Annotated in this window: 22 protein-coding genes; 10 read left to right on the top strand and 12 right to left on the bottom strand. The window is 68.5% G+C overall.

Annotation, left to right across the window (positions count from 1 at the left end):
- Positions 1–36: 36 nt before the first annotated feature.
- Positions 37–1,074 carry a sigma-54-dependent transcriptional regulator gene (locus AC1Z3W_RS09575; protein ID WP_175824891.1) on the bottom strand — a complete coding sequence of 346 codons (1,038 nt, stop codon included), beginning with the start codon at positions 1,072–1,074 and terminating at the stop codon, positions 37–39.
- A 375-nt stretch (positions 1,075–1,449) separates the two neighbouring features.
- Between AC1Z3W_RS09575 and AC1Z3W_RS09570 the strand changes: the two genes are divergently transcribed.
- From AC1Z3W_RS09570 to AC1Z3W_RS09560, 3 genes are all read left to right on the top strand, one after another.
- Complete coding sequence (locus AC1Z3W_RS09570; protein ID WP_483507500.1) at positions 1,450–3,435, top strand: hybrid sensor histidine kinase/response regulator; 1,986 nt, start codon at positions 1,450–1,452, stop codon at positions 3,433–3,435.
- 118 nt (positions 3,436–3,553) lie between these two features.
- On the top strand, positions 3,554–3,835 hold the full coding sequence (locus AC1Z3W_RS09565) for a BON domain-containing protein (RefSeq protein WP_242431838.1): 282 nt from the start codon (positions 3,554–3,556) through the stop codon (positions 3,833–3,835).
- 53 nt (positions 3,836–3,888) lie between these two features.
- Positions 3,889–4,476 (top strand): DUF4142 domain-containing protein, encoded by a 588-nt coding sequence (locus AC1Z3W_RS09560; protein WP_409364288.1) that lies wholly within the window; start codon positions 3,889–3,891, stop codon positions 4,474–4,476.
- Between the two features lie 34 nt (positions 4,477–4,510).
- Here the strand turns inward: AC1Z3W_RS09560 and AC1Z3W_RS09555 are convergent, their stop codons facing one another.
- The 3 genes from AC1Z3W_RS09555 to AC1Z3W_RS09545 form a co-directional block, all read right to left on the bottom strand.
- A complete protein-coding gene (locus AC1Z3W_RS09555; RefSeq protein WP_483507499.1) occupies positions 4,511–5,011 on the bottom strand; it encodes a PRC-barrel domain-containing protein in 501 nt (166 codons plus the stop codon).
- 66 nt (positions 5,012–5,077) lie between these two features.
- Positions 5,078–5,509 (bottom strand): CBS domain-containing protein, encoded by a 432-nt coding sequence (locus AC1Z3W_RS09550; RefSeq protein ID WP_057927147.1) that lies wholly within the window; start codon positions 5,507–5,509, stop codon positions 5,078–5,080.
- 343 nt (positions 5,510–5,852) lie between these two features.
- Positions 5,853–6,101 (bottom strand): hypothetical protein, encoded by a 249-nt coding sequence (locus AC1Z3W_RS09545; protein ID WP_124831919.1) that lies wholly within the window; start codon positions 6,099–6,101, stop codon positions 5,853–5,855.
- A gap of 730 nt (positions 6,102–6,831) precedes the next feature.
- Here AC1Z3W_RS09545 and AC1Z3W_RS09540 point away from each other — a divergent pair.
- The 4 genes from AC1Z3W_RS09540 to AC1Z3W_RS09525 all read left to right on the top strand — a co-directional run bounded on the left by AC1Z3W_RS09540 (position 6,832) and on the right by AC1Z3W_RS09525 (position 12,325).
- A complete protein-coding gene (locus AC1Z3W_RS09540; protein WP_057927149.1) occupies positions 6,832–7,143 on the top strand; it encodes a hypothetical protein in 312 nt (103 codons plus the stop codon).
- Between the two features lie 206 nt (positions 7,144–7,349).
- Positions 7,350–8,228: a MipA/OmpV family protein gene (locus tag AC1Z3W_RS09535; protein WP_057927150.1), complete on the top strand. Its 879-nt coding sequence runs from the start codon at positions 7,350–7,352 to the stop codon at positions 8,226–8,228.
- 105 nt (positions 8,229–8,333) lie between these two features.
- Positions 8,334–10,028, top strand: a complete 1,695-nt coding sequence (locus AC1Z3W_RS09530; RefSeq protein ID WP_483507498.1) for a VRR-NUC domain-containing protein — start codon at positions 8,334–8,336, stop codon at positions 10,026–10,028.
- On the top strand, positions 10,025–12,325 hold the full coding sequence (locus AC1Z3W_RS09525) for an ATP-dependent DNA helicase (protein WP_124831922.1): 2,301 nt from the start codon (positions 10,025–10,027) through the stop codon (positions 12,323–12,325). The genes AC1Z3W_RS09530 and AC1Z3W_RS09525 overlap by 4 nt, the downstream gene beginning before the upstream one ends.
- Before the next feature lie 39 nt (positions 12,326–12,364).
- Here the strand turns inward: AC1Z3W_RS09525 and AC1Z3W_RS09520 are convergent, their stop codons facing one another.
- Positions 12,365–13,135, bottom strand: coding sequence for an IclR family transcriptional regulator domain-containing protein (locus AC1Z3W_RS09520; RefSeq protein WP_057927153.1), 771 nt, complete (start codon positions 13,133–13,135; stop codon positions 12,365–12,367).
- A 175-nt stretch (positions 13,136–13,310) separates the two neighbouring features.
- On the opposite strand from AC1Z3W_RS09520, the gene AC1Z3W_RS09515 reads away from it, so the two are divergent.
- Together AC1Z3W_RS09515 and AC1Z3W_RS09510 are read left to right on the top strand one after the other, a co-directional pair.
- Positions 13,311–13,544 carry an AbrB/MazE/SpoVT family DNA-binding domain-containing protein gene (locus tag AC1Z3W_RS09515; RefSeq protein WP_057927271.1) on the top strand — a complete coding sequence of 78 codons (234 nt, stop codon included), beginning with the start codon at positions 13,311–13,313 and terminating at the stop codon, positions 13,542–13,544.
- Positions 13,531–13,944: a PIN domain-containing protein gene (locus tag AC1Z3W_RS09510; protein WP_483507497.1), complete on the top strand. Its 414-nt coding sequence runs from the start codon at positions 13,531–13,533 to the stop codon at positions 13,942–13,944. The genes AC1Z3W_RS09515 and AC1Z3W_RS09510 overlap by 14 nt, the downstream gene beginning before the upstream one ends.
- 168 nt (positions 13,945–14,112) lie before the next feature.
- Here the strand turns inward: AC1Z3W_RS09510 and AC1Z3W_RS09505 are convergent, their stop codons facing one another.
- Together AC1Z3W_RS09505 and shiA are read right to left on the bottom strand one after the other, a co-directional pair.
- Positions 14,113–15,414 carry a UDP-N-acetylglucosamine 1-carboxyvinyltransferase gene (locus AC1Z3W_RS09505; RefSeq protein ID WP_057927155.1) on the bottom strand — a complete coding sequence of 434 codons (1,302 nt, stop codon included), beginning with the start codon at positions 15,412–15,414 and terminating at the stop codon, positions 14,113–14,115.
- 211 nt (positions 15,415–15,625) lie between these two features.
- Positions 15,626–16,933, bottom strand: coding sequence for a shikimate transporter (gene shiA, locus AC1Z3W_RS09500; RefSeq protein WP_057927156.1), 1,308 nt, complete (start codon positions 16,931–16,933; stop codon positions 15,626–15,628).
- 357 nt (positions 16,934–17,290) lie between these two features.
- Between shiA and AC1Z3W_RS09495 the strand changes: the two genes are divergently transcribed.
- Entirely contained in the window at positions 17,291–18,418 is a 1,128-nt protein-coding gene (locus AC1Z3W_RS09495) for a 4-hydroxyphenylpyruvate dioxygenase family protein (protein WP_124831924.1), read from the top strand.
- 35 nt (positions 18,419–18,453) lie between these two features.
- On the opposite strand, the gene AC1Z3W_RS09490 is transcribed toward AC1Z3W_RS09495, so the two are convergent.
- From AC1Z3W_RS09490 to AC1Z3W_RS09470, 5 genes are all read right to left on the bottom strand, one after another.
- Positions 18,454–19,689 carry an NADH:flavin oxidoreductase gene (locus AC1Z3W_RS09490; protein WP_483507496.1) on the bottom strand — a complete coding sequence of 412 codons (1,236 nt, stop codon included), beginning with the start codon at positions 19,687–19,689 and terminating at the stop codon, positions 18,454–18,456.
- A gap of 107 nt (positions 19,690–19,796) precedes the next feature.
- Entirely contained in the window at positions 19,797–21,131 is a 1,335-nt protein-coding gene (locus AC1Z3W_RS09485; protein WP_057927159.1) for a type II toxin-antitoxin system HipA family toxin, read from the bottom strand.
- Between the two features lie 2 nt (positions 21,132–21,133).
- Entirely contained in the window at positions 21,134–21,562 is a 429-nt protein-coding gene (locus tag AC1Z3W_RS09480; RefSeq protein ID WP_057927160.1) for a helix-turn-helix domain-containing protein, read from the bottom strand.
- Between the two features lie 171 nt (positions 21,563–21,733).
- The gene (ribBA, locus tag AC1Z3W_RS09475; protein ID WP_483507495.1) at positions 21,734–22,858 is read right to left on the bottom strand and encodes a bifunctional 3,4-dihydroxy-2-butanone-4-phosphate synthase/GTP cyclohydrolase II; all 1,125 of its coding nucleotides are present in this window, start codon (positions 22,856–22,858) and stop codon (positions 21,734–21,736) included.
- Positions 22,855–23,793, bottom strand: coding sequence for an alpha/beta hydrolase (locus tag AC1Z3W_RS09470; RefSeq protein ID WP_483507494.1), 939 nt, complete (start codon positions 23,791–23,793; stop codon positions 22,855–22,857). Before AC1Z3W_RS09470 ends, ribBA begins: the two co-directional genes overlap by 4 nt.
- Between the last annotated feature and the right edge of the window lie 264 nt (positions 23,794–24,057).

Genomic DNA, 24,057 nt, shown 5'->3' with positions numbered 1-24,057 from the left:
AACTCGAGCCGCCGCGCGTTACGCGCGCGGCGACGCTCAGGCGTGGCCGCCGTCGCGCATCAGCGCGAGCCGGTTGTAGAGCGTCTTCAGGCTGATGCCGAGCGCTTTCGCTGCTTGCGGCTTGTTGCCGTCGAAGTGATCCAGCGTCGCCGCGATGAAGCGCTGCTGCGCGTGGTGCAGCGTCGCGCCGAGCGGCAGCGCCATCGCGTCGTCCGACGTTTGGTCGGGCAGCGGCGTCGGCTTCGGCAGCGCGACGTCGATGCCGTCGTCCGCCAGGATGTACGCGCGCTCGATCGTGTTGTGCAGTTCGCGCACGTTGCCGGGCCACGAATACGCGCGCAGCGCGGCGATCGCGGCGTCGGTCAGCCGCTTGTGCGAGCGGTGCCGTGCGTTGAGGGCCTCGACGAATTCATGTGCGATCGCCTCGACGTCGCCGTTGCGCTGGCGCAGCGGCGGCACATACAGCGCGAACGCGGCGAGACGGTAGAACAGATCCTCGCGCAGCCGGCCGTCGCGCACGGCTTCGGCCGGGTTGTGGCGGGTCGCCGACAGGATGCGCACGTCGAGCGGAATCGACTCGGTGCCGCCGACGCGCACGATCGCGTTCGATTCGAGCGCACGCAGCAGCTTGACCTGCAGCGCCGCGGGCATTTCCGCGATCTCGTCGAGCAGCAGCGTGCCGCCGCACGCGGCTTCGAAGAATCCCTCCCGTTGCGCGACGGCGCCGGTGAAGCTGCCTTTCTCGTGGCCGAACAATTGCGCTTCGGCGATGTCCGCCGGAATCGCGCCGCAGTTCACGGGGACGAACGGCCCGTCGCGGCGCGCGCTGAGGTCGTGCAGCCGTCGCGCGACGATATCCTTGCCGACCCCGCTTTCGCCGGCAATCATCACGCTGGCGCGGGTCGGAGCAATTTTCTCGATACGGCCGAGCAGCGTGCGCATCGCCGCGGAGCGGCCGGACAGCCGGCGCGCGTCGGCGCGTTGCTTCGGACGGTTTGCGGATTCAGCCATAGGTGTCAGCGGGCCGTTTTGAAAATCGGCATCGCGCATTCCCTTCGTTGCAATATTTATTATCGACAGCGGAACGGTGCGGAAGGTGCCGCGGTATAGAAATTTCCAATGTTCGATGCGATGCCGGAAGAAATACGCGATCGCCGCATCGCGATGCCGGTATGCGGCAGCCGGGGATAGGCCACCGATGCCTTTTTACACCCGCCGAATGAAAAATCGAAACGCACCTGCAAGCGCGCGCCGCGCAAACACGGCACGCGGCGGACCGACGCGACAGCGACGCCGTCAACGCGGGTTGCGCGGCCAGGTCTTCGAACGCCATCCCGCGGGTACGCGAGTTGCGGGGGCCTGAAGGCTCGCGCGGCACGCTTGACGGCATGCCGACCGCTGAGGCGGCATGCCGTCGCGCGACGGTTGCCGGCGCGATGCAGGGACACGATGAGGACCTTTACCCGTGAGCTGTTTCGGCAGGGCGCATGGGTCGTGCTGGCCGTCGGGCTGGCGTCCGCGCTGCAGGCGTGGGCGATTCACGTCGTCGGCGTGCATGAACCGTTTGCGCCGCTGCCTTTCTACGTCGGTGTCGCGGCTGCGGCGTGGCTGACGTCGTTCGGCGGCGGCCTAGCCGCGACCGCCGTGAGCGTGGCCGTGATCGGCGCGCTGTGGTGGCGCGATGCGCTGCTGCCCGCGTGGCTGACGCAGGCCGGCGCCTTCATCGCGATCAGCTTCGTCGAATGCGTGCTCGTGACGGCCGTCAAGCCGCTGCTTGCAAACGATCGGCTGCGCGGGGCCGAGGATGCTGAAGAGGACGACGCGCGCACGTCGCGCCGCGAACCGGCACCCTCGGCGCGCTCGCTCGACGACATCCTGCTGCGCCGCGTGGTCGACGCATCGCCCGACGCGATCGTCGGCCTCGATGTCGCGCGGCGGATCACGAGCTGGAACCCGGCCGCGCGGCGCCTCTTCGGCATCGACGCGGCGACGGCGATCGGACACGACGTCACGACGCTGATCGCGCCGCGCTGGCTGCGGTTGCATCCGCTTCCCGCATCGTTCGCGAATGCGCGCGTGCCCGCCGGGCCACTCGACATCCTGTGCCTGCGCCGCGGCGGCGGCGGCTTTCGCGCGACCTTCGCGGCGTCGCCTATCGTCGACGCGCAGGGCAACTGCACCGGCCTGTCGATGACGCTGCGCGAAGCGCACGAACGCCGCCGCGACGAGCGGCGCGACTTGCGTTCGTTGCGCGGCGCGCGCGACGCGCGCGTGCAGGCCGACGAGTCGAACCGGCTGAAGGACGAACTGCTGGCCACTGTGTCGCATGAACTGCGCACACCGCTGAATGTGATCTACGGCTGGGTCGAGGTGCTGCGCAGCGACAACGGTCAAGGCTTCGCGCACCAGGCGATCGACGCGATCGATCGCAGCGCGCGATCGCTGTCGCGCATGGTCGGCGACCTGCTCGACGCATCGTCGCTCGCGACGGGGCGGATGCGGCTCGAACGCGCGCCGGTCGACCTCGTGCGCATCGTGCACCAGGCAGTGCGCGAACTCGGCGCGACCGCGGAGGCGAACGGGCTCGAACTGTCGACCGCGTGCGCGATGTCCAACTGCGTGATCTCCGCGGACAGCGAGCGCATGCGCCAGGTGCTGTCGAACCTGCTGTCGAATGCGATCAAGTTCACGCCGCCCGGCGGCCGCATCAAGGTGTCGCTGACCCGGGCCGGCGCGCGCGTACGGCTGTCGGTCGCCGATACGGGGCAGGGCATTTCCGCGGAACGCCTGCCGCATCTGTTCGATACGTTCAACCGGCCGGAAGGCGCGTCCGCGTCGCCGAAACGCGGGCTGGGGCTCGGCCTGTCGATCGTGCGCAACATCGCGCGGCTGCACGGCGGCGAGGTCGCGGCGACGAGCGCAGGCGCGGGACGCGGCACGACCGTGACCGTGGTCCTGCCGGTGGAGTGGGACGCCGACGATCCGACCGGCCATCCGGTGCGGCCGAGCGGTGCGTCCACGGCGGTCGCGCTGGACGGCCAGCGCGTGCTGGTGGTCGACGACGACGCGACGTCGCGCGCAAGCCTTGCGGCAGCGCTCGAAACCCTCGGCGCGCAGGTATCGACCGCGCAATCGGGGCACGATGCGCTCGACTTGGTCGCACGGCAGCACCCGAGCGTCGTGCTGTCCGATCTCGCGATGCCCGACGGCGACGGCTTCTGGCTGATCGACCACATCCGCCATCTGCCCGACGGCGTCGGGCACCTGCCCGTCGTTGCGGTAACCGCGCATGCGGGCACGGCGGACCGGAGCCGCGTGATGGCCGCCGGCTTCGACGCGTATCTGTGCAAGCCGGTCGACATGCCGACACTCGCCGGCGTGATCGCCGACGTGTCGCCCGCCGATGGGGCGGCGCCAACCGGACGGCACCGCTGACACGCGGGCATCCGCGCACCCGCGAGGAGGCACGATGCAGGGATCGGACAGGACGCAGCGCGACGACACCAGAGGGAGGCCAACGCACCTCGGGCGCATGCCGTCCGTCGCGCCGATCATGAGCATACGGGTGCCGTCGTGTGCATGGCTCGCGACGCCGCGCTACGCATCGGCTGACGAGCGCGTGCCGGCGAAGCTCGCGAGCAGGGTGTCGGCCGGAGGCGGCCAACTGCGTGATGCGACGATCGCGTCCCGGATCCGGGCGGCGCTCGTCGCCGAGCGCGGGCTGGCCTCCGACAACATCGACGCGCAGGTTCACGACCGCGCATCGCCTCGCAAGACGGATGGGCTGCGGCGTTCGATCGGGCCGATCCGTCGACGGATACGGAGATCCGGATGACGGAGAACGTCAGGAACTCGCGCCGATTCGTCGTGCTTGCCGGCACCGCGCGCATGCTGGTACCGGCCATGCTCGCGACGCTCGGCGCGACGACGTTCGCACCGGCGCATGCGCAGGCACCGCCTGCATCGTCCGTTCACGTGGCGCCAGGTGTGATCCGTCCGGGCGAGACTGCCGACGAAGCGGACATGACGCGGCGGCCGAGCGGCATCGACGCCGAATTCGTCGACAAGGCCGGCATCGTCGGCAAGACGGAATGGCAGGCGAGCCAGCTCGCGCTCGATCGGTCGTCGAATCCGGACGTGAAGGCGTTCGCGCGCCGGATGCTCGACGACCACGGCCGCATGACCACGGAATTGCGTCGGCTCGGCGCGCAAAAGGGTTTGCCCGTGCAGGCGCGCATGCTCGTCGATCCGGCGGTGACGACGCTGCGCACCCAGACTGGCCATGCGTTTGACAAGGGTTATATCGCGCTGGCAGGACCGAACGCGCACGAGGCGACGATCAGGCTCTACGAAGCTGAGGCGCGCAACGGGCGAGACCCGCAGCTTCGCGCGTATGCCGCCAACATGCTGCCGATGCTGAAGGCGCACCTGAGCGCCGCGCGCGAGCTCGAGCATTCGGTCGCGGCCGCGCGCTGATCCGCATCACCAGTGCGGCAGACCCGCGCGTCGGTCAATGCCGCCGCGTGTCGTTCTCCGGGCCGCCCGGCGACGCCTCGTAAGGCGGCGAGTCGAGCGCCGTTTCGCCTTCCTCGATCAGCCAGTACGGCGACGCACCGTAATACGCGTGCAGCGCCTCGGCCCACGTCGGATCGGCCATCGCGGGCCAGCGGCCCTTGTCGAAGCCCGGCGCTTCGCGTACGCGCTCGGTCGGCACGGGCAGCACGAAGCAGCGGCGCTCGACATCGAGCGTCAGCACGTTCCACGGCACTGCGAGCAGCTTGTCGCCGATCCCGAGGAAACCGCCCGACGACACGACTGCGTACGCGATCCGGCCCGAGCGGACGTCGAGCATGATGTTCGTGACCTTGCCGATGTCGTCGCCGTCCATCGTCAGCACGTGATCGTCCTCCAGCATGCCGGCGGCCATCACGTCCGGCCCCGGTCCGCCGGCCGAATGGCCGCTGTCGCCGACAATCCGCGCATGCGTGCGCGACGGTCTGTCCGTTGTCATCGCGTTTTCTCCTGATCGAGGCGGCGCGGCGCACGCGAATCGCGAGCCGCACGAGCGAGGGGCCGGTCAGCGGTGGCGTGGCAACGACACGTCCTCGAGCGTATTTGCCAGCTCGTCGCGTGCCGGGCCGCCTGCGCGCGTTGCGATGTCGCCCAGCGACACGATGCCGACGATCTGGTGCCGGGCGTCGAGCACCGGCATCCGGTGCAGTTGCACATCGGCCATCCGCTGCTGGACGTCGCCGACGCCATCGTCCTCGACACACCACTGCACGGGTGTCGACGCGACGGCCTTCACGGCGGTGTCGGGCGAATGCCCGTGCGACAGCGCGCGCACCGCGAGGTCGCGGTCCGTCACGATCGCGACGAGCTCGGTGCCGTCGCAGACCGGCAGCACGCCAATGTCGAAGCGCTGCATCAATTCGGCCGCATGGCGAATCGTGTCGGTCGGCGCGACGCACACCACGTCGCGCGACATGATTTCGTTGACGCGATACATGAACGCCTCCTTCGTGAGCGAGACGATCCGGAAGCAGGACGCGTGCCGCGTTCAAGCGGCACACGCCGGCGCCGCGCGGCAGGGCCGTGGAGAAATTTGCCAGTCGGCTTGTACATCTTCCACGGCGGCAGTCGCGACCGGGCCGCGAGCGATGATGCTCAGTGGCCGACGCCCGTTATCAAAACGATGGCAAATACCAGCGCGCTCTCGATCGCGGCGAGCGCCACGACGCCCGCCGCGCCGCTGACTTCGTGCCATGCACGTTCCATGCGTTTCATCAGTTCACTCCGGTTGTGCCGGCCCGGCGCTACGCTGCCGCGCATCGGGAGGCCGGGTGCCGACGTCAGCCGTGATCGCGGGGCGGTGGTGGGGCGTCGGGCGCGCGACGGTCGCGTTCGCTGGACGGCTTGGCGGGGTCGATACGGGTCGCACCGCCAACGGCGGGCGGATCGCTGGCCGGGAACGTCTCCTCGAGCCCTTCGTCGATACGCTCCTCCGTCTTGTCATCGGACGGCTTGCGCGACACGGCGAGGGGAAGCAGGCCGGCAGCCGGTGACACGGCGTCGCGGCGGCCGGTAGCGAAAACGGTCATGATCGAACCTCCTTGCTGGTAACGACGGACGCAAGCGCCGTGCCGCGCAATATGGGCCGCATGGCGCTTGCAGCCGCCGGGCCGGCCGGACTGGCGAACACATGGCCCGAGAGCCGCCGGCATGGACGAGAGGACATCGTGATGAATGAACCCACGGAAAAAGGATACGTTACGACGCGAACGGGTGCGGTGGCGTTTTCAGTCACGTGTGCGAGCGGTTTGCGACCTGGAAGTGCGAATCGCCGGTCTATCGGCCCGAGAGGCGCATGTTCGACGGGAGGAACGAGGTTCGCGAACTGAAACATACCGTGTACGCTGGGCCGGAGCGCGCGCGGTGTGTGCGCCGTCCGATCCGTCCGCGCGCGGTGCAGCTCGCCGCCGAAGGGCGCACGCGCGGGCGGGTGACGTGACGGCGGCTTGCGACGCATGACCGGCCGCGCGGCCGCACCGGCGAGCGGGCACGCCGCTTGCGCCCGGTCGCCGCGCCAATCGACACGCGCGAGCCGCCGCGCAGGAATGACATGAACACGCGATCCATGCTGCACCGTCCCGAACCGACGCCCGACGTCGATCCCGACCCGACGCTGCCCGAGCACGACGATCCGGTCGATCCGCCCGTGCCGCCGGGCCTGCCGCAGGGCGATCCGCCATCGCGGCCGCCGCCGATACGGATGCCGGGCGGGCGCAGCGAACCGCGGCCGGCCGCGCGATCACTGAAAGGAGGACCATCATGGACATTCACGTGCAATCGCCGGACAAGCGCGCGATCGCCCAGGTGCTGGGCCGCTATTTCGAGTCGCGTTCGTTGCGCTACCACATCGAGGAGTTGCCGGGCGGCGTGCTGCATATCGGTTTTCGCGCAAGCGGCCACCCGGTCGCCGTCACCGTGTCGTTCGACGACACCGCCTACGACACCTACACGCACTGGGACGCGAGCCAGAAGCAGCTCGCGCTCGGGCGGCTCGCGGATGGCTTCTCGCGCATGATGTCGAAGCGCAGCCCGGCCGCGCTCGCCGGCGACTATCACGTCGAGCGTTTCTGATTCCGCAACCATCCTCTGGCGCGTGCCGGGGGCCGGCAAAGTGCCCGTGCTCAACGGGCGCTTTGCGGCTTCGCGCGCGTCGCGTAGGATGTTCACTAATTCAGCGCACGCTACGTTCGCGCCGCCGGCTGCCTGCCGTTGCAGCCGGTCAGGCGCGACGCGCTTTCCCTCAGGTTCGTTTCGCGCAACCGACGGAGACCGCCTTGATGACCGTTGCCCGCCCATTGTTGTCGCCCGGCACCCGCCGGTTCGTGTCCGGCCTGTCGGCCTTCGCCGCGCTGGCGGCGTCCGGTGCCCGCGACGCGTCGGCCCAGACGCCTTCGCCGCTCGGCGAATGGCAATACTCGGCGGGCGTCCCGCTGCAGAAACTGTTCAACCCGACCGTCCGCACGTGGCAGGTCAGCGTCGGTGCCGCGATGACGCTGCAGCCGCGCTACGCAGGCTCCGATCGATATCGCGTGATGGGCGGCCCGAACTTCGACTTGCGCTATCGCGACCTGTTCTTCCTGTCGACGGGCGAGGGGCTCGGCGCGAACGTGCTGCGCGGGCCCAACTGGCGCGTGAGCATGTCGGTCGGCTATGACCTTGGACGCCGCTCGGCCGACGATCTCGACCACCTGAACGGGCTCGACAACATCAACGCGGCGCCGGTGATGAAGCTCGCGGCCGATTATGTGATCTCGAAGGATTTCCCGCTCGTGCTGCGCGCGGACGTCCGGCGCAGCATCGGCGGCTCGAACGGCTGGGTCGGCGATTTCTCCGCGTACATGCCGATGCCGGGCAGCAACGAACACTTCTTCTGGTTCGCCGGGCCGACCGTGTCGTTCGCCGATTCGCGCTACATGAACAGCTGGTTCGGCGTGAGCCCGGGGGCGTCCGCGCGTTCCGGGCTGCCGGCCTATTCGTCGGGCGCGGGGATGAAGTCGTTCGGCGCTGGCGTGACGATGGTCTGGTTCGTCAACAAGCACTGGTTCGTGACGATGGACGGCGCGATCGAGCAGCTCGTCGGCCGTGCACGGCGCAGCCCGATCACGCAGCAGTCGACGAACGGCGTGTTCGACATGTCGGTGAACTACCAGTTCTGATCGGCGAGGGACCCGCGGGCGCGGCCGGGCGGTGCGCGGCATGCGGTATTTTTCGTCACATTTGATATGATTCCGACCTGTACAAACGTACAGTGATCGATCCCCGTGACGCCTGCATCGCCGACGCCTCCGGCGTTTTACTACCTGACCAACTTCGAACGCGCGCTGGCCTGGCTCGGCGAGCGTTACGACGACCTGCTCGACGCGCACGAACACGCGTTTCTCGCGCATTTCGCGCGGCTGCCGAAAGCATCGCGCGCGTTGCTCGTGCGGATGCTGATGCGCAGCGGATCCGACTTCCGGGCGAGCAAGCTCGTGTACGACGAAATCGGCAGCACGCTCGACGCGGCCGCGCCGCTCGTCGAACTCGGCTGGGTCGATCCGGCGCCCGCGCTCACGCTCGACGAACTGTTCGCGCTGTCGACCAAGGCCGATCTGCTGAAGATGTTCCCGTCGCTCGCCGCGCACGCGGGCGAGCGCAAGCCCGACTGGCTCGAACGGTTGCGGCCCGCGCACGAGGTTGCGCAACCGCTCGACGCGTGGTGCGCGCAGGCCGACGATCGCGTGCTGCGCGTGACGGTCGGTGCGCTGTGCGACCGGCTGCGGCTGATGTTCTTCGGCAATCTTCATCAGGACTGGAGCGAATTCGTGCTCGCCGATCTCGGCGTGTTCCAGTACGAAAGCGTGCCGTTCGCGCCGTCGTCGCGCGCGTTCCAGCAGCGAGCCGACGTCGATACGTATCTCGCGCTGCAGACGTGCCGCGAAGCACTCGACGCGTGGCCCGACGACCTGCCGTTCGACGACCTGCTGCGGGCGATCGACGCGGTCGGCTGCGCGCAGCCGTGGCTCGCGACGCGCCGCGCGAAGCTGCTGTTTACGCTTGGGCAGACCTGCGAGCGGCGCGCCGACTGGACCGCCGCGCTCGACGCCTATGCGCGCAGTGCGTGGCCGGGCAGCCGGCATCGGCGCATTCGCGTGCTCGAACGCTGCGGATGCGACGACGATGCGCTCACGCTGGCGCTCGAGGCGCGCAGCGGCTTCGAAAGCGACGAGGAACGCCAGCGCGTCGAGCGGATGCTGCCGCGCCTGCAGCGCCGTCTCGGGCAACGGGTCGAACGCGCGGGCAGCGCGCCCGACGTGCCGCGCGAAACGCTCGTGCTGGCGCGTCCCGACGCGTTTGTCAGCGTCGAATTCGCGGTGCGCGACCATCTTGCACAGCCCGACGCGCCGGTTCACTACGTCGAGAACACGCTGATCAATTCGCTGTTCGGGCTGCTGTGCTGGGAGCCCGTGTTCGCGGCCGTGCCCGGCGCGTTCTTTCACCCGTTCCAGCGCGGCCCGGCCGACCTGCACGCGCCCGATTTCGCGGTGCGCCGCACCGATGCGTTCGCCGGCTGTTTCGCCCAACTCGACTCGGGGGCATATCGCGACACGATTCGCCGGCACCATGCAACGAAGATGGGGCTGCAATCGCCGTTCGTGTTCTGGGGCGTGCTGACCGACGAACTGCTCGACCAGGCGCTCGCCTGCCTGCCGCCGGCGCACCTTCGGCTGTGGTTCACGCGCCTGCTCGCCGACATCCGCGGCAATCGTTCGGGGCTACCCGACCTCGTCCGTTTCTGGCCGGACGAGCAGCGCTACGAACTGATCGAGGTGAAGGGCCCCGGCGACCGGCTGCAGGACAACCAGACGCGCTGGCTAGCGTACTGCATCGCACATGGCATTCCGGTGCGTGTCGTCGATGTCGAATGGGCAGGCGCCGGCGTCGAGCAGGTTGAAGCGGCGGGGCTGTCCGCATGAGCTATGTCGTCGCGGTGCGAGCGATGTGCGAGTTCACCGCGCGACGCGGCGATCTCGACCTGCGCTTCACGCCCGCGCCGACCGCGCTCGAAGGCATTGCCGGTCACGGTGCCGTCACGTCGAAGCGCGGCGCGCGCTACGAGACCGAGATCGCGCTGGCGGGTACCTGGGGCACGCTCACCGTGCGCGGGCGCGCGGACGGCTACGACCCGGTCGCGAACCGGCTCGAGGAGATCAAGACCTATCGCGGCAGCCTCGATGCGATGCCGGCCAATCACCGCGCGCTGCACTGGGCGCAGGCGAAGGTCTATGCGCACCTGATGTGCGACGCCCGCGACCTCGCGGAAATCGACGTCGCGCTCGTGTATTTCGACATCGTGTCCGAGCGCGAGACCGTGCTGACGGAAACGCTGAGCGCAAGCGTGCTCGCCGCGTTCTTCGCCGAGCAGTGCGCGTGCTTCGTCGGCTGGGCCGAGCGCGAGACCGCGCATCGCGCGGCCCGCGATGCGGCGCTGCGCGCGCTGACGTTTCCGCACGGGCAATTCCGCAGCGGTCAGCGCGAGCTGGCGGTGTCGGTCTATCGAGCGGCGCGCGACGAACGCTGCCTGATCGCGCAGGCGCCGACCGGCATCGGCAAGACGCTCGGCACGGTATTTCCGCTGCTGAAGGCGTGCGGCGAGGGCGAGCTCGATCACGTGTTCTTCCTGACCGCGAAGACGCCCGGCCGCGCGCTCGCGCTCGAGGCGGCCACGACGCTCGGCGCCGGTACGCCGGCGCTGCCGCTGCGCGTGCTGGAGCTCGTCGCGCGCGACAAGGCGTGCGAGCATCCGGACCGCGCGTGCCACGGCGAATCGTGTCCGCTCGCGCAAGGTTTCTACGACCGGTTGCCGGCCGCGCGCGACGCGGCGATCGGGGCGGGGCTGCTCGATCGCGATACCGTGCGCGAGACCGCACTCGCGCACGACATCTGTCCGTACTACCTCGCGCAGGAACTGGCGCGCTGGTCCGACATGGTGATCGGCGACTACAACTACTACTACGACGGCAGCGCGATGCTGCACACGCTCGCGCAGCAGAACCAGTGGCGCGTCGGCGTGCTCGTCGACGAAGCGCACAACCTGCTCGATCGCGCACGCAAGATGTACAGCGCGTCGCTCGACCCGTTCGCGTTCGCGGCTGCGCGCGAGGCAGCACCGGCGGCACTGCGCAAGGCATTCGACCGGCTCGCGCGTGCGTGGGGGACGGTGAATCGCGCACAGGCCGAGCGCTACGCGGCGTACCCGGAGATTCCTGGCCCGATCGTGTCGGCCGTGCAGAACCTTGTCGCGGCGATCGGCGAGCATCTGACCGATGCGCCGCGCGCGAACGGCGATGCGCTGCTGCGCTTTCATTTCGAGGCGATCCAGTTCGGTGTGCTCGCCGATGCGTTCGACGGTGCGTCGATCTTCGACGCGACGCTGCACGGCGAGCCGCTGCCACGCGAGTCGGAGCCCGACGGGGGCGCGCCGGCCGGGCGCCGACGCCGCATCCAGTCGACGCTGTGCGTGCGCAACGTGATCCCGGCCGGCTTTCTCGCGCCGCGCTACGAAGCCGCACGCGCGACCGTGCTGTTTTCCGGCACGCTCAGCCCGTTTCATTTCTATCGCGACACGCTCGGGCTGCCGGCCGACACGGGCTGGCTCGACGTCGACGGGCCGTTTCGCGCCGAGCAACTGACCGTGCGCGTCGCGAGCCACGTGTCGACGCGCTGGCGCGATCGCGACCGTTCGCTCGAACCGATCGTGGACCTGATCGCCGCGCAGTATGCGACGCGGCCCGGCAACTACCTCGGCTTTCTCAGCAGCTTCGACTATCTCGGGCGCGTCGTCGCGCTGATGCAGACGCGCCATCCGGACGTACCCGTGTGGGCCCAGGCGCCCGGCATGGCCGAAAGCGAGCGCGACGCGTTTCTCGCGCGCTTCGACGCGGGCGGGCGCGGTGTCGGCTTCGCGGTGCTCGGCGGTGCGTTCTCGGAAGGCGTGGATCTCGTCGGCGAACGGCTGATCGGCGCGTTCATCGCGACGCTCGGGCTGCCGCAAGTCAACGACGTCAACGAACAGATGCGGCGCGCGATGGATGCGCGCTTCGGCAACGGGTACGACTACATGTATCTGTACCCGGGCTTGCAGAAGGTCGTGCAGGCTGCCGGGCGCGTGATCCGCACCGAGCACGACGAGGGCGTCGTGCATCTGATCGACGATCGTTACCGAAGGCGGGAGGTGCGCGATCTGCTGCCACGGTGGTGGCGGATCGGGTGACCGTCAGGGGGCGTACCGCGTACGCGCTTGCCCGAATCCCTACAACACGTTGAGCATCGCGAGCGCGGTTTCCTGCAGATGCGGCAGCACGCGCCGCACGGCCGCGTCCGTCGATTCCGCGCCGATCGGCATGTTCGTGCTCAGCGCGGCGACGACTTCGCCGTGACGGTTCTTCAGCGGCACCGCGATGCCGCGCACGCCGACCTGCAGTTGCTGCTCGATCACCGCGAAGCCCGCGTCGCGCGCGTGGTCGACCTGTTCGAGCAGGCGTGCCTTGTTGGTGATCGTGTTCGGCGTGAATGGCGCGAGTGCGGTATCGGCGAGCCATGCGCGGACCGCCTCCCGATCCGGATGATGCGCGAGCAGCACGACGCCGGGTGACGTCAGCGGGGCCGGCACGCGCGCGCCGAGCACGAAGCCGGTCGTCATCACGCGCGACACGCCGTTGCGGGCGATGAACACGAGCTCCCAGCCGTCGAGCACGCTCACGTAGGCCGATTCGTTCAGCGATGCGCTCAGTTGCTGCAGATAGGGCTGGACCGTGCGCGGCAGGCGCGCCGAATCGAAGTACGACCAGCCGACCCGCAACACGCGCGGCGTGAGGCCGTACAGCTTGCCGTCGGTGTACACGTAGCCGAGCGATTCCAGCGTCAGCAGGTAGCGCCGCGCGGCCGTGCGCGTGAGCCCGGTGCGGGCGGCGGCCTGTGTCGGTGTCATTCGCGCGTGCTGGCTGTCGAACGCCTCGAGGATCATCAGGCCTTTTTCAAGGCCGGCAATCCAGTCGCGTCGGTCGAGATCGGGCTTTTTCATCGTCGAGGGGCGGTGGTGGCGTGTCAGGACGTGCGCGGTGTTCGCGCAGGAGTGGGCGATTATCGCGCGAGTCGTGGAGGAAGACGAGTGCGCGATATCCGAACCGTCCATTCGGCTAGCTTGCTGATTCACATTGAAGATATACAATCTTTCACGTATATCCATGGAGGCTCATATGCAGGTTGCAAAGTGGGGCAATAGCCTGGCGGTTCGCCTTCCGGCCAGTGTGGTCGACGCACTGGAGCTCCGCGAAGGGGACGATATCGAAATCGTGGTCGACAGCCCTCGGGTCTTCGCGGTAAGTCGCAAGCCCAGGCCCGACGAGCTTCTGCAGCGCTTGAGGCATTTCAGGGGCAAGTTGCCCGCCGATTTCAAGTTCAGCCGGGACGATGCGAATGAGCAGGATTGAGTTCGAGAAATCGTTCGTCGACAGCAATGTCGTGCTTTATCTGCTGTCCGGGGACGAAACCAAGGCAAACCGTGCGGAAGCGTTGTTCCTTCGGCGGCCGACCATCAGCGTTCAGGTATTGAATGAAGTCGCCAGCGTTTGCCACCGGAAATTGCGGATGCCGTGGCGTGAGGTGGGGAAGTTTCTGGAGCCGATCAGGAGTTTGTGCCATATCGTGCCGATCACTGTCGATACGCACGACCTCGCGCGACGGTTGGCGGAGTGGCATCGCTTGTCTTTCTACGACGCGTGCATCGTGGCAACTGCTTCGATCGAGGGGTGTGAATACCTGTACACCGAAGACATGCATGACGGCTTGCGAGTACAAGGCGGCCCGATGTTGCGAAATCCGTTTGCCTGAACGCTGAGGGTTTCTGGTCCGCTGGCGGGGACGCATGACGATGGGCGAACGCGACGGCCACCGATGGCTGAAGAGGGTTTTCCGGCGTATCGATGCCACCGGCCGAATGTGAAAAGCGGGACAGTCGGATGCGGCGCGCGCGTTACGCTCGCCGCATCCCGATTGCCGTTACTCGCTGCTCGTCCACTCGACGTTCGCGCCGACCGAACGCAGGTTTTCGACGAAATGCGGGTGCGCGCGGCGGATCGGCAGCGCATTCATGATTTCCGAGCGGCCTTCGATGCTCGCGGCCACCATCAGCAGCGCGATCGCGACGCGGATGATGTACGGGCTCTCGACGCGCGCAGGCGTCAGTTGCAGCCCGCCGAACGTGATCAGCCGGTGCGGATCGGACAGCAGCACGTGCGCGCCGAACTTCGACAGTTCGCCGGACCAGCCGAGCGCGCCGTCGTAGACCTTGTTCCAGAACATCGCGCTGCCTTCCGCGCGCACGCCGAGCGCGATGAAGATCGGCAGCAGGTCGACCGGCAGGTACGGCCACGGCGCGGCTTCGACCTTGGTCAGGATGTTCTGCGTGAACGGCCGACGCACGCGCAGCGGGCCGTCGCGTTCCGCGCGGGACCAGCCGTCACGGTGTGTAACGTTCACGCCGAACTTCGCGAACGTGCGGTCGATCAGCGGGAAATGCTCCGGCGACGAGTTGCGGACCGTGATATCGCCGCCCGTGATTGCACCGAGTGCGAGGAACGTCGCGATTTCGTGGAAATCCTCGGCGAAGCGGAATTCTCCGCCGCCAAGCTTGCCGCCGCCCGTCACGCACAGGCGCGACGTGCCGATGCCCTCGATCGCGACGCCGATCATCGCGAGGAACTGGCAGAACTCCTGCACGTGCGGCTCGGACGCCGCATTCATCAGCGTCGACGTGCCGCTTGCCGCCGTCGCGCACAGCGCGAAGTTTTCGGTGGTCGTCACCGACGCGTAGTCGAGCCAGTGATCGTTGGCCGTCAGCGGGCCGTCGGCACGAACGATCAGCGAATCGGGCGTGCGCTCGATATGCGCGCCGAAGCGCTCGAACACTTCGACGTGCGGATCGATTTCGCGCACGCCGAGCGTGCAACCCTTCACGTCGTTCTCGAGGCGCGCGACGCCGAAGCGCGCGAGCAGCGGCGGAATCAGCATGATCGACGAGCGCATCGCCTCGGGCAGGCGGTGGACGGCCGGGTCGAACGCCGTGTTGCGATGGTGGAGCTCGAGGATGCCTGTCGTGAAATCGACCGACACGTCGCTGCCGAGCGTGCGGAAGATGTCGAGGATCTTGCGCACGTCGGTGATGTCCGGCACGCCGACGAGGCGCAGCGGCCGATCGGTCAACAGGGTGGCGCACAGAATCGGCAGGACGGCGTTCTTGTTCGCGGACGGCTTGATGTCCCCGCGCAGCGGGTTGCCGCCGTGGACGATGAGATTCGACATGATATGGGGGCGTATCGGTGACTGACGTAGGCCCATATGATGCCATTGGTCGGCGGGCGGCGTGGAATGTTCAGAGGGGAAAATGGGCTTCCGCGCGCGGGATTGACCGTGTTTGACGTTGGGTGGAGGCGGGGCCTGACCGGCTGGCCGGGGATGGCAGCCGGTGCGGAAATGGCCGGCCGCGTATCGGGCCGGCCATCCGGTCATTCCCTCACTGCGCCGCCCGCATCCGCGCGGCGACCACCAGCGAGATCAGGCAGCCCACCGCGAGATAACCGGCGACGAGGTGCCACGAACCGCCGGCCAGACTGACCAGCGCCACCGCGATGAACGGCGTGAACCCGCCGCCGACCACGCTCGCGAACTGATAACCGACGCCCGCGCCGCTATAGCGGTATTCCGCGCCGAACAGCTCGGTGAAGAGCGGCTGCTGGACACTCACGACCATGTCGTGCGCGGCGTTGGCCAACAGGATCGAGAACACCACGATCCACGCGATCGAACGTGCCTCCAGCGCGACGAAGAACGGCACCGCCGACGCGAGACCGATCAGCGCGCCGATCAGGTAGATGCGGCGCAGGCCGAAGCGGTCCGCCATCCAGGCGAAGCACGGGATCGTCACGCAGCTCACCGCACCGACCAGCAGGCCGATGTTCAGGAACAGGTCACGCGACATGCCGAGATTCGACGTCGAATAGCTGAGCGCGAATGCCGTGACGATATACATCGTGAACAGTTCGGCGAGCCGCAGCGCGACGATCAGCAGGAATGCCTTCGGATGGCGCGTCAGCGCCTCGAGCACCGGCAGGCGCAGCTTGCGGTTGCCGTGTTCGACCTTCTCGACGAACTCCTGCGACTCGTCCATGCTCTTGCGGACCCACAGTCCGATCAGCACCAGCACGATGCTGAACACGAACGGCAGGCGCCAGCCCCACGACTTGAATGCGGCCTCGCCGAGCGTATGGCTCAGGATCGACACGATGCCCGTCGCGAGCACGAGCCCGACGCCATAGCCGACCTGCACGCCGCTGCTGTAGAACGCCTTCTTGTGCTTCGGCGCGCTTTCGACGGCCATCAGCGCCGCGCCGCCCCATTCGCCGCCGACCGCGAAGCCCTGGATCGCACGCATCAGCACCAGCAGCACGGGCGCCCACCAGCCGATCGTCGCAAAGCTCGGCAGCAGGCCGATCGCGACGGTCGACAGCCCCATCAGCATCACGGTCAGCACGAGCATCCGCTTGCGGCCGAGCCGGTCGCCGTAATGGCCGAACACGACGCCGCCGAGCGGGCGGAACAGGAAGCCGACGCCGAAGGTCGCGAATGCAGCGAGCGTGCCCATCGTCGGGCTGATCTTCGGGAAGAACTCGGAATTGAATACGAGCGCGGCGACGATCCCGTACAGCAGGAAGTCGTACCAGTCGACGACGGCGCCGACAAAGCTGCCGATCGCGGCCTTGCGGGCCTGGCTGCGCGCGCGGGCGCCGGCGGCGGCGTCGAGGGTGTCGAAGGTTGGGGTCATGGCGAAGTCTCCTGGCACGGCGCATCGTGGAATCGCGGCGGCGCCGCGTCCGATGCTGCATTGAAGTCGAAGGGTGAACGGAGAATAGGGCGCGCGCTCCGTCACGGCAATTGGCCGATCGGTTAAATTGCGCGATTATCGTTCGATTGTGTGCGATTATCGAACGATTTTCGGGTTTGCACTAGGCGATGGACGAATATCCCGTTCGGTCAGGGTGTGCCGCCGTGAACGATCTGGTTAAAATCGGGACCATCAAAACCGCACCCGAATCGGGCGGATGTCCGGCCGTCACCTCGGCCGGGCGTGCCGCACGCGCCGGGCGTCATCCCCATCGACCGCATGCCTCCGGAGACTGGAATGCCCGGCAATTCCCACCCCCTGTCCAGCGATACGCCGCCCGTTGCCGATCCGGCCGCCAATCCGCTCGGGATGGCCGGACTCGAATTCGTCGAGTTCGCGGCGCCGGTGCCGAGCGCGCTCGCGCAACGCTTCGAGCAGCTCGGGTTCAAGGCGATTGCGCGCCATGTCAGCAAGAACGTCACGCTGTACCGGCAAGGACAGATGCAGTTCCTGATCAACGCCGAACCCGATTCGTTCGCTGCGCGCTATGCGGAGGAATACGGGATGGGCGTCTGTGCGATCGGGCTGCGCGTGGCCAGCGCGCGGCGCGCGTTCGAGCGGGCAATCGAACTCGGCGCGTGGGCGTTCGAGGGCGAGCGGATCGGGGTCGGCGAACTGAAGATTCCCGCGATCCAGGGGATCGGCGATTCGCACCTCTATTTCGTCGACCGCTGGCGCGGGCGGGACGGCCAGCGCGGCGGCGTCGGCGACATCTCGATCTTCGACATCGATTTCCGGCCGATCGACATCTCGACCGCGCATACCGATCTCGATTGCGCGGGCACGGGCCTGCAGCAGGTCGACCACTTCACGCAGACGGTCGGCGCGGGGCGCATGCGCGAGTGGCTCGACTTCTACCACGACCTGCTGCACTTCCGCGAAATCCACGAAATCGACGCGCACTGGCATGTGTCGGAAGATTCGCGCGTGATGGTGTCGCCGTGCGGCGCGGTGCGGATTCCGGTCTATGAGGAAGGCACGCGGCGCACCGAACTCATGCATGCGTATTTGCCGGACCATCCGGGCGAAGGCGTCCAGCACGTCGCACTGGCGACCGACGACATCCTGGCGAGCGTCGATGCGCTGCGCGCGAACGGCGTCGAATTCATCGAGCCGCCGGCGCGCTATTACGACGAAGTCGATGCGCGGCTGCCGGGGCACGGCGTCGATCTCGATGCGCTGCGCCGCCGCGCGGTGCTGATCGACGGCGAAATCGGCAGCGACGGCGTGCCGCGCCTGTTCTTCCAGACCTTCGTCAAGCGCCGGCCCGGCGAGATCTTCTTCGAGATCGTGCAGCGGCAGGGACACCACGGATTCGGCGAAGGGAACCTCGCGGCGCTGGCCCGCGCGCGCGACGCAGGCTGAGCGGCAGCGGCCACGGAATCAGCGGCCGCCTGACTTCAAGCGCCCGCGGCCGGCACGCGGTTCGGCGCCGGGTCGTGCGGCTCCTTGAGCGCGCATGCAGTTCCACCCGGCGTGTACATCGACACGACGCAGCGATTGCATGACGTGCAGCCCGACTGCGCGAGGCGGCCGTCGCGCAGCCCGTTTACGAAGCCCGGCTCGAACACGAGCGCGCGGGCAAGCGCCACCGCGTCGAATCCTTCGCGCATCGCCAGCGCGACGTTTTCGCGCGAACGCACGCCGCCGAGATAGGCGAGCGGCATCCTGACGGCCGCGCGCACTTTCTTCGAATGCTCGAGGAAATACATCTCCCGAAACGCGCCCATCTTCGGCTCGGTGAGTTTCTGCAGCGCCATCGCGGCGCGCACGATCGCGTTGTCGGCGTTTGCGCGCGCGTCGCCCGGCAGCGGGCTGCCGAACAGCTGCCATACCGACTCGACGTTCATCCCGCCGCTCAATATCAGCAAGTGCGCGCCTTCGGCCTCGAGCCGCCGCGCGATCTCGCATGCGTCGTCGGCCGTCCCGCCGCCGCGCACGCCTTCGGTCACGCCGATCTTGCAGACCACGGCGAGATCGCGGCCGACCGCATCGAGCACGCGGCGCAGCACCTCGACGGGGAACGCCGCGCGACGCGCCGCATCGCCGCCATACGCGTCGCGGCGACGGTTGTACAGCGGCGACAGGAACTGGCTCAGCAGATAACCGTGCCCCATGTGGATCTCCACCGCGTCGAAGCCCGCGTCACGCGCATGCCGCGCCGCATTTGCGAATTCGTCGGCAATGACGGTCATCTGGTCGCGCGTCATCGCCCGCTTCAGGAAGCGGCCGCTCATCACGCCGACCTTGTTGAACCCGCCCGACGCGCTCAACGGCCGTTTCGTCGACAGCGACGGCAGGAACGTGAAGCAGCCGCCGTGCGTGATCTGCGCGGACGCCGCCGCGCCGTGGCGATGCACCGCGTCGGTCAGCGCGCGGAATTGCCGGACCGTCGGCGCATCGAGCCGCGCCTGGTCGACGAACGTGCGGCCGTCGTCGCTGATCGCGCAGTACGCGACGGTCGTCAGCGCGGCGCCGCCTTCGGCGATGCGCTCATGAAACCCGACGAGCGCACGCGACGGCACGCCGTTCGGCGTCATCCCTTCGTTGGTCGCTGACTTGATCAGGCGGTTGCGCAGCGTCAGCGGGCCGATCTGCAACGGGCTGAACGCGGTATCGAGGGCGGCGGGTTCCATGTCGGGCGGGCGTCGGGATTGGGCACGGCGACCATTGTGCGGAGTCGGCACGGTGGCGCATCGTCCGCATGGATGACCCGCCGCCGGTGCGCGGCCGCGCGCATCGCCTAGTCGGCCGCACCGAGCTTGCGCGCCTGGCGGCGCATCCCGTCGAAGATCGCATCGGCCACGTCCGCCGGGAAGTCCGCTGGAATGCGCGACGCGACGTCGGCGATCGCCGGTTCCGTGCGTGCGCCCACGTCGGCCATGGCTGCGCGCACGTCGTCCTCGGTCAGGCCGACGCGGGCGCCTTGCGCGATCCAGTGACGCGGCTGGATATCGCCGATCACGTAATGGCGATTCTTCCCGCACACGGCCATCGCGAGCCGCGCGCGTCGCGGCGGCAGCTGGTTGCGGCGCGTGCCGATGATCGGATGCGCGGACAGCACGTCGTACAGCGGCGTGCTGCGATACGTATTGCCCGGCAGGTGCGCGATGCTGAAATTCTTCGCGTGACCGTCGATGGCCGCGAGCACCCAGAACACGAGCTGCGTGACGAAGAAGTTCATCCGGTCCTGCGCGGCATCGGCGGAATTCGCGAGGATCCCCATGATCGTCGCGATGCCCGGGCCGCCGTCGGATTCGTACTTGGCGCCCGACGGCGTGCCGGTCGCCTGGCACATGTCCTCCTGCGGCAGCCGCAGGATCCACGTGCCGTCGCGGGACGGGCGGCGGTCGAAGCGCTCGACGATCAGCGCCTTCTGGTCGTCGAACCGGCCGATGTCGCACGCGGCGACCGGCAGCCCGTATGCGGCGACGATCTTCGAGCACAGCCATTCGTTCTCGACCGACGTGCGCATGTCGGCCTGCATGTTCCCGACGCGCCCGAGCGGCAGCTTGAAGATATGCGTGGTCGGCGTGCTGCCCGACGGCAGCAGCCAGCGGTTGCCGTGGCGCAGCAGCGCGGTCTTTTCCTGCGCGCCGGCGATCGACAGCCGCAGCTCGCCGTCCGGTTCCGCGTGGCCGGGCAGCGGCGCGGCGGTCGCGTGGCGCAGCACGTCGGCCACGGCCGCATCGTCGAGCACGGTGCCGTCGATCGCCTGGAGGTCTACTGGCCTCTCGTCGGGCGGCAGCAACTGCAGCGCACCGACGCAATCGCGGCCGATCGACGCGAGCAGTTCGAACGGCGCGGTCGACCCGAGCCGGTAGCGCTGCGCGATGCGGCGGCGGATCGGCTGGCTGTCCGGCAGCAGGTTGTCGAAGTAGTCGGCGACGATCGCGCCCTGGTGCGGCTGGTTGCCGGGCGTGAACGGCAACGACAGCGACAGCGGACGCCCCTGCGGATCGTCGACCCACGCGGGCAGGTAGACGAGGCGCTCGACGCCGCGCCGGACTTCCCAGTACCCGACCGGGATGCCGTTCATCCACAGGTCGAGGCGATCATGGCGGGGGCGGCGGACCATCGTCACCAGTCCTCCCGCTTGGTGCCCCGAGGCTTGCCCGGTGTCGCCGCGGCAGGCCGTTTGCGCGCGGCGGCGGACGGGGCCTTCGCCGCGGCCGGTGCGCGGGCCGGTGTATCGGACGCGCCGGATGGGCCGGATGAGCGACCGCGCGCGGCCGGTGCGCGCTTGGGTGCGGGAGCGGAGGCCGTGTCGTCGGGTGCCGCTGGGTCGTCCGGCGTGCGTGGATCGAGCGACAGGCGAACCCCGAGCACGTTCAGCACCTTGAAAAGCCGTTCGATGCTGACCGCGGACGGATTGGCTTCGAGCTGCGCGTACGACTGCTGCGTGACGCCGAGGCGGGCGGCGAGCTGCGCCTGCGTGAACCCCGCCGACTTCCGGAAGCCGACGAGGATGGGGCGCAACTGGCTCAAGGTCTGGACAGGGAATGCCATGGGCTCTCCGCGAAATGACAGGCGATCGCTTGTAATCGAAAAATACAGCCTATGGCATGTATCGTCAAAATACAAACCTGAGACTGTATTTAACAAAAACAAACGATAGCCTGTCAAACGGCAACCCGTGGATCGATGCTGGAAGGGCGACGCGAGCCCGCCCGCGCTGCGTCACGCCGCCCGCAGCGGGCTCGCATGCGCGGCACGTGCGCTTTCCGGATCGTCGTCACCGAGCGGGATGAACGCCATGATCTCCAGGTCGTGCCCCGACAGCGCCGGCAGCCGGAACGGGCTCGACAGCACATTCAGCCGCCGCACGCCGAGCTCGCGCAGGATCTGCGAGCCGATCCCCGTGACGCGGCCGTCGTGGCGTGCATGGCCGGCCGGTGTCCGCATCGCGTCGCCACGCATGTCGCAGTCGAGCAGCACCGCGACGCCGCAGCCGGCTGCATCGATCCGCTGCAACGCCGCGTGCAGCGGCCACGAATGCGCGGACGGCTCGGCGTCGAGCAGATCGAGCAGCGAATGGCATTCGTGCACGCGCGTCAGCACGGGCGCCGACGGATCGGGCTCGCCGCGCACCAGCGCGAGATGCGGTGCGCCGTGCACCGTGTCGCGATACTCGATCGCGCGGAACCGGCCCCACGGCGTATGCAGCGGCCGTTCGCCGACGCGCTCGACGAGCGATTCGTGCTCGCGGCGGTAATGAATCAGGTCCGCGATCGTGCCGATCTTCAGCCCGTGATGCGCGGCGAACGCCTTCAGCTCGGGCAGCCGTGCCATCGTGCCGTCGTCGTTCATCACCTCGCAGATCACCGACGCGGGCGTGAGCCCGGCGAGCGCGGCCAGATCGCAGCCTGCCTCCGTGTGCCCCGCGCGCACCAGCACACCGCCCGGCCGCGCGGCGATCGGAAACACGTGGCCGGGCTGCACGAGATCGTCGGGCCGCGCGCCCGAGCGCACCGCCGCGCGGATCGTCCGCGCGCGATCGGCCGCGGAAATGCCGGTCGTCACGCCTTCGGCTGCCTCGATGCTGACCGTGAAAGCGGTACCGAACGGTGTGCCGTTGCGATCGGCCATCGGCGGCAGCCTCAGCTGCTCGCAGCGCTCGGCGGTCAGCGTCAGGCAGATCAGCCCGCGCCCGAAGCGCGCCATGAAGTTGATCGCTTCGGGTGTCACGTGATCGGCCGCGATCACGAGATCGCCTTCGTTCTCGCGATCCTCTTCGTCGACGAGCAGGACCATCCGCCCCGCACGCAGCTCGTCGACGATTTCCAGCGTACCGGCGAGCGTCATTGCGCCTCCGTCGCGTCAAATGCGCGACGCAGCGCATCGGCGCCGAACGTCAGCACCCGATCGGCCGCATCGACCGCGCCGAGCATGCTCGCGAAGCCGTGCAGCTGGCCTGGCCAGCGGACGAGCGACACCGGCGTGCCGGCCTGCGCGAGACGCAGTGCATACGCTTCGGCCTCGTCGCGCAACGGATCGAATTCCGCGCTGACGATGGTGGCCGGCGCCGCACCCGAAAGGTCCGCCGCGGCGAGCGGGCTCGCGAGCGGCGATGCGCGGTCGGCGTCGTCGTCGAAATACTGGCGCTTGAACCAGCGCATCGCGTCCGCCGTCAGGAAATAGCCTTCGCCGAGCGATTCGTAGGACGGATGCTCGGTCGCGCAATCGACGACCGGATACAGCAGCAACTGGTGCGCGATCGCGACGCCCGAGCCGCGCAGCTGCAGCGCGGCGACCGCAGCCAGGTTGCCGCCCGCGCTGTCGCCGGCCACGGCGATCGCACCGGCGCGCGCGCCGAGATCGCGCGTGCTGGCGGCGGCCCAGCGCACGGCATCGCAGGCGTCTTGCGCGGCCGCCGGGAAGCGCGCTTCCGGCGCGAGCCGGTAATCGACCGACAGCACGAGCGTGCGCGCCCGTCTGGCGAGGCTGCGGCACAGATTCGCGTGCGAATCGATGCCGCACGCGACGAAGCCGCCGCCATGGAAAAACACGGTCAGCGGCAACGGCCCGTCGGCGTCGGGCCGATACAGTCGTGCGGATAACTGACGCCCCGGGGCGGGAATCTGCCAGTCCTCTTCGGCGGCAATCGCATCACCTGGTGCGAAGGCGTTGCCTCCGGCAAGGTTCGCGCGGTACGCGGGAACGGTCAGTCGATCGAAATCGATCGCGGGCGCTTGGGCGAGCGCGGCGAGCAGCGCCTGCGCCTGAGGGTCGAGCGGCATTGGAACTCCTGTCTGAATCGGATGCGGTCTGAATCAGGTAAACCCGCGTCGCGGTTTTCCCTGAGGCCGCGCCGGACGCTTGTCGGCACGGCCTGACGGGCATTCCAGCGCAGCGGGCAGGGCGCCACATCATCCGATTGGACGATGGTTCGCGCGCCCGAATGGCCAAAGCTCACCATTCAGTGAATGTCCCGATGACGCCGGAATTAAGACGCGTCTTAATCATGGCGGCGCGGATGAATCGCACCGAATACAAGTTGCATG

The sequence above is a fragment of the Burkholderia sp. 10_S31 genome, from assembly GCF_056930375.1.
The sequence above is the reverse complement of the archived record's forward strand: the minus strand, read 5'-3'. Positions and strand labels throughout refer to the sequence as shown.

Excerpts from the sequence above, each read along its gene's own strand:
- AC1Z3W_RS09545 (WP_124831919.1), bottom strand. The coding sequence starts at position 6,101 with ATGACCGTTTTCGCTACCGGCCGCCGCGACGCCGTGTCACCGGCTGCC.
- AC1Z3W_RS09490 (WP_483507496.1), bottom strand. The coding sequence starts at position 19,689 with ATGGAACCCGCCGCCCTCGATACCGCGTTCAGCCCGTTGCAGATCGGC.
- AC1Z3W_RS09495 (WP_124831924.1), top strand. The coding sequence starts at position 17,291 with ATGCCCGGCAATTCCCACCCCCTGTCCAGCGATACGCCGCCCGTTGCC.
- AC1Z3W_RS09485 (WP_057927159.1), bottom strand. The coding sequence starts at position 21,131 with ATGGTCCGCCGCCCCCGCCATGATCGCCTCGACCTGTGGATGAACGGC.
- shiA (WP_057927156.1), bottom strand. The coding sequence starts at position 16,933 with ATGACCCCAACCTTCGACACCCTCGACGCCGCCGCCGGCGCCCGCGCG.
- AC1Z3W_RS09540 (WP_057927149.1), top strand. The coding sequence starts at position 6,832 with ATGGACATTCACGTGCAATCGCCGGACAAGCGCGCGATCGCCCAGGTG.
- AC1Z3W_RS09555 (WP_483507499.1), bottom strand. The coding sequence starts at position 5,011 with ATGACAACGGACAGACCGTCGCGCACGCATGCGCGGATTGTCGGCGAC.
- ribBA (WP_483507495.1), bottom strand. The coding sequence starts at position 22,858 with ATGACGCTCGCCGGTACGCTGGAAATCGTCGACGAGCTGCGTGCGGGG.
- AC1Z3W_RS09510 (WP_483507497.1), top strand. The coding sequence starts at position 13,531 with ATGAGCAGGATTGAGTTCGAGAAATCGTTCGTCGACAGCAATGTCGTG.
- AC1Z3W_RS09560 (WP_409364288.1), top strand. The coding sequence starts at position 3,889 with ATGCTGGTACCGGCCATGCTCGCGACGCTCGGCGCGACGACGTTCGCA.
- AC1Z3W_RS09565 (WP_242431838.1), top strand. The coding sequence starts at position 3,554 with ATGAGCATACGGGTGCCGTCGTGTGCATGGCTCGCGACGCCGCGCTAC.
- AC1Z3W_RS09520 (WP_057927153.1), bottom strand. The coding sequence starts at position 13,135 with ATGAAAAAGCCCGATCTCGACCGACGCGACTGGATTGCCGGCCTTGAA.
- AC1Z3W_RS09525 (WP_124831922.1), top strand. The coding sequence starts at position 10,025 with ATGAGCTATGTCGTCGCGGTGCGAGCGATGTGCGAGTTCACCGCGCGA.
- AC1Z3W_RS09570 (WP_483507500.1), top strand. The coding sequence starts at position 1,450 with ATGAGGACCTTTACCCGTGAGCTGTTTCGGCAGGGCGCATGGGTCGTG.
- AC1Z3W_RS09470 (WP_483507494.1), bottom strand. The coding sequence starts at position 23,793 with ATGCCGCTCGACCCTCAGGCGCAGGCGCTGCTCGCCGCGCTCGCCCAA.
- AC1Z3W_RS09480 (WP_057927160.1), bottom strand. The coding sequence starts at position 21,562 with ATGGCATTCCCTGTCCAGACCTTGAGCCAGTTGCGCCCCATCCTCGTC.
- AC1Z3W_RS09515 (WP_057927271.1), top strand. The coding sequence starts at position 13,311 with ATGCAGGTTGCAAAGTGGGGCAATAGCCTGGCGGTTCGCCTTCCGGCC.
- AC1Z3W_RS09550 (WP_057927147.1), bottom strand. The coding sequence starts at position 5,509 with ATGTATCGCGTCAACGAAATCATGTCGCGCGACGTGGTGTGCGTCGCG.
- AC1Z3W_RS09535 (WP_057927150.1), top strand. The coding sequence starts at position 7,350 with ATGACCGTTGCCCGCCCATTGTTGTCGCCCGGCACCCGCCGGTTCGTG.
- AC1Z3W_RS09505 (WP_057927155.1), bottom strand. The coding sequence starts at position 15,414 with ATGTCGAATCTCATCGTCCACGGCGGCAACCCGCTGCGCGGGGACATC.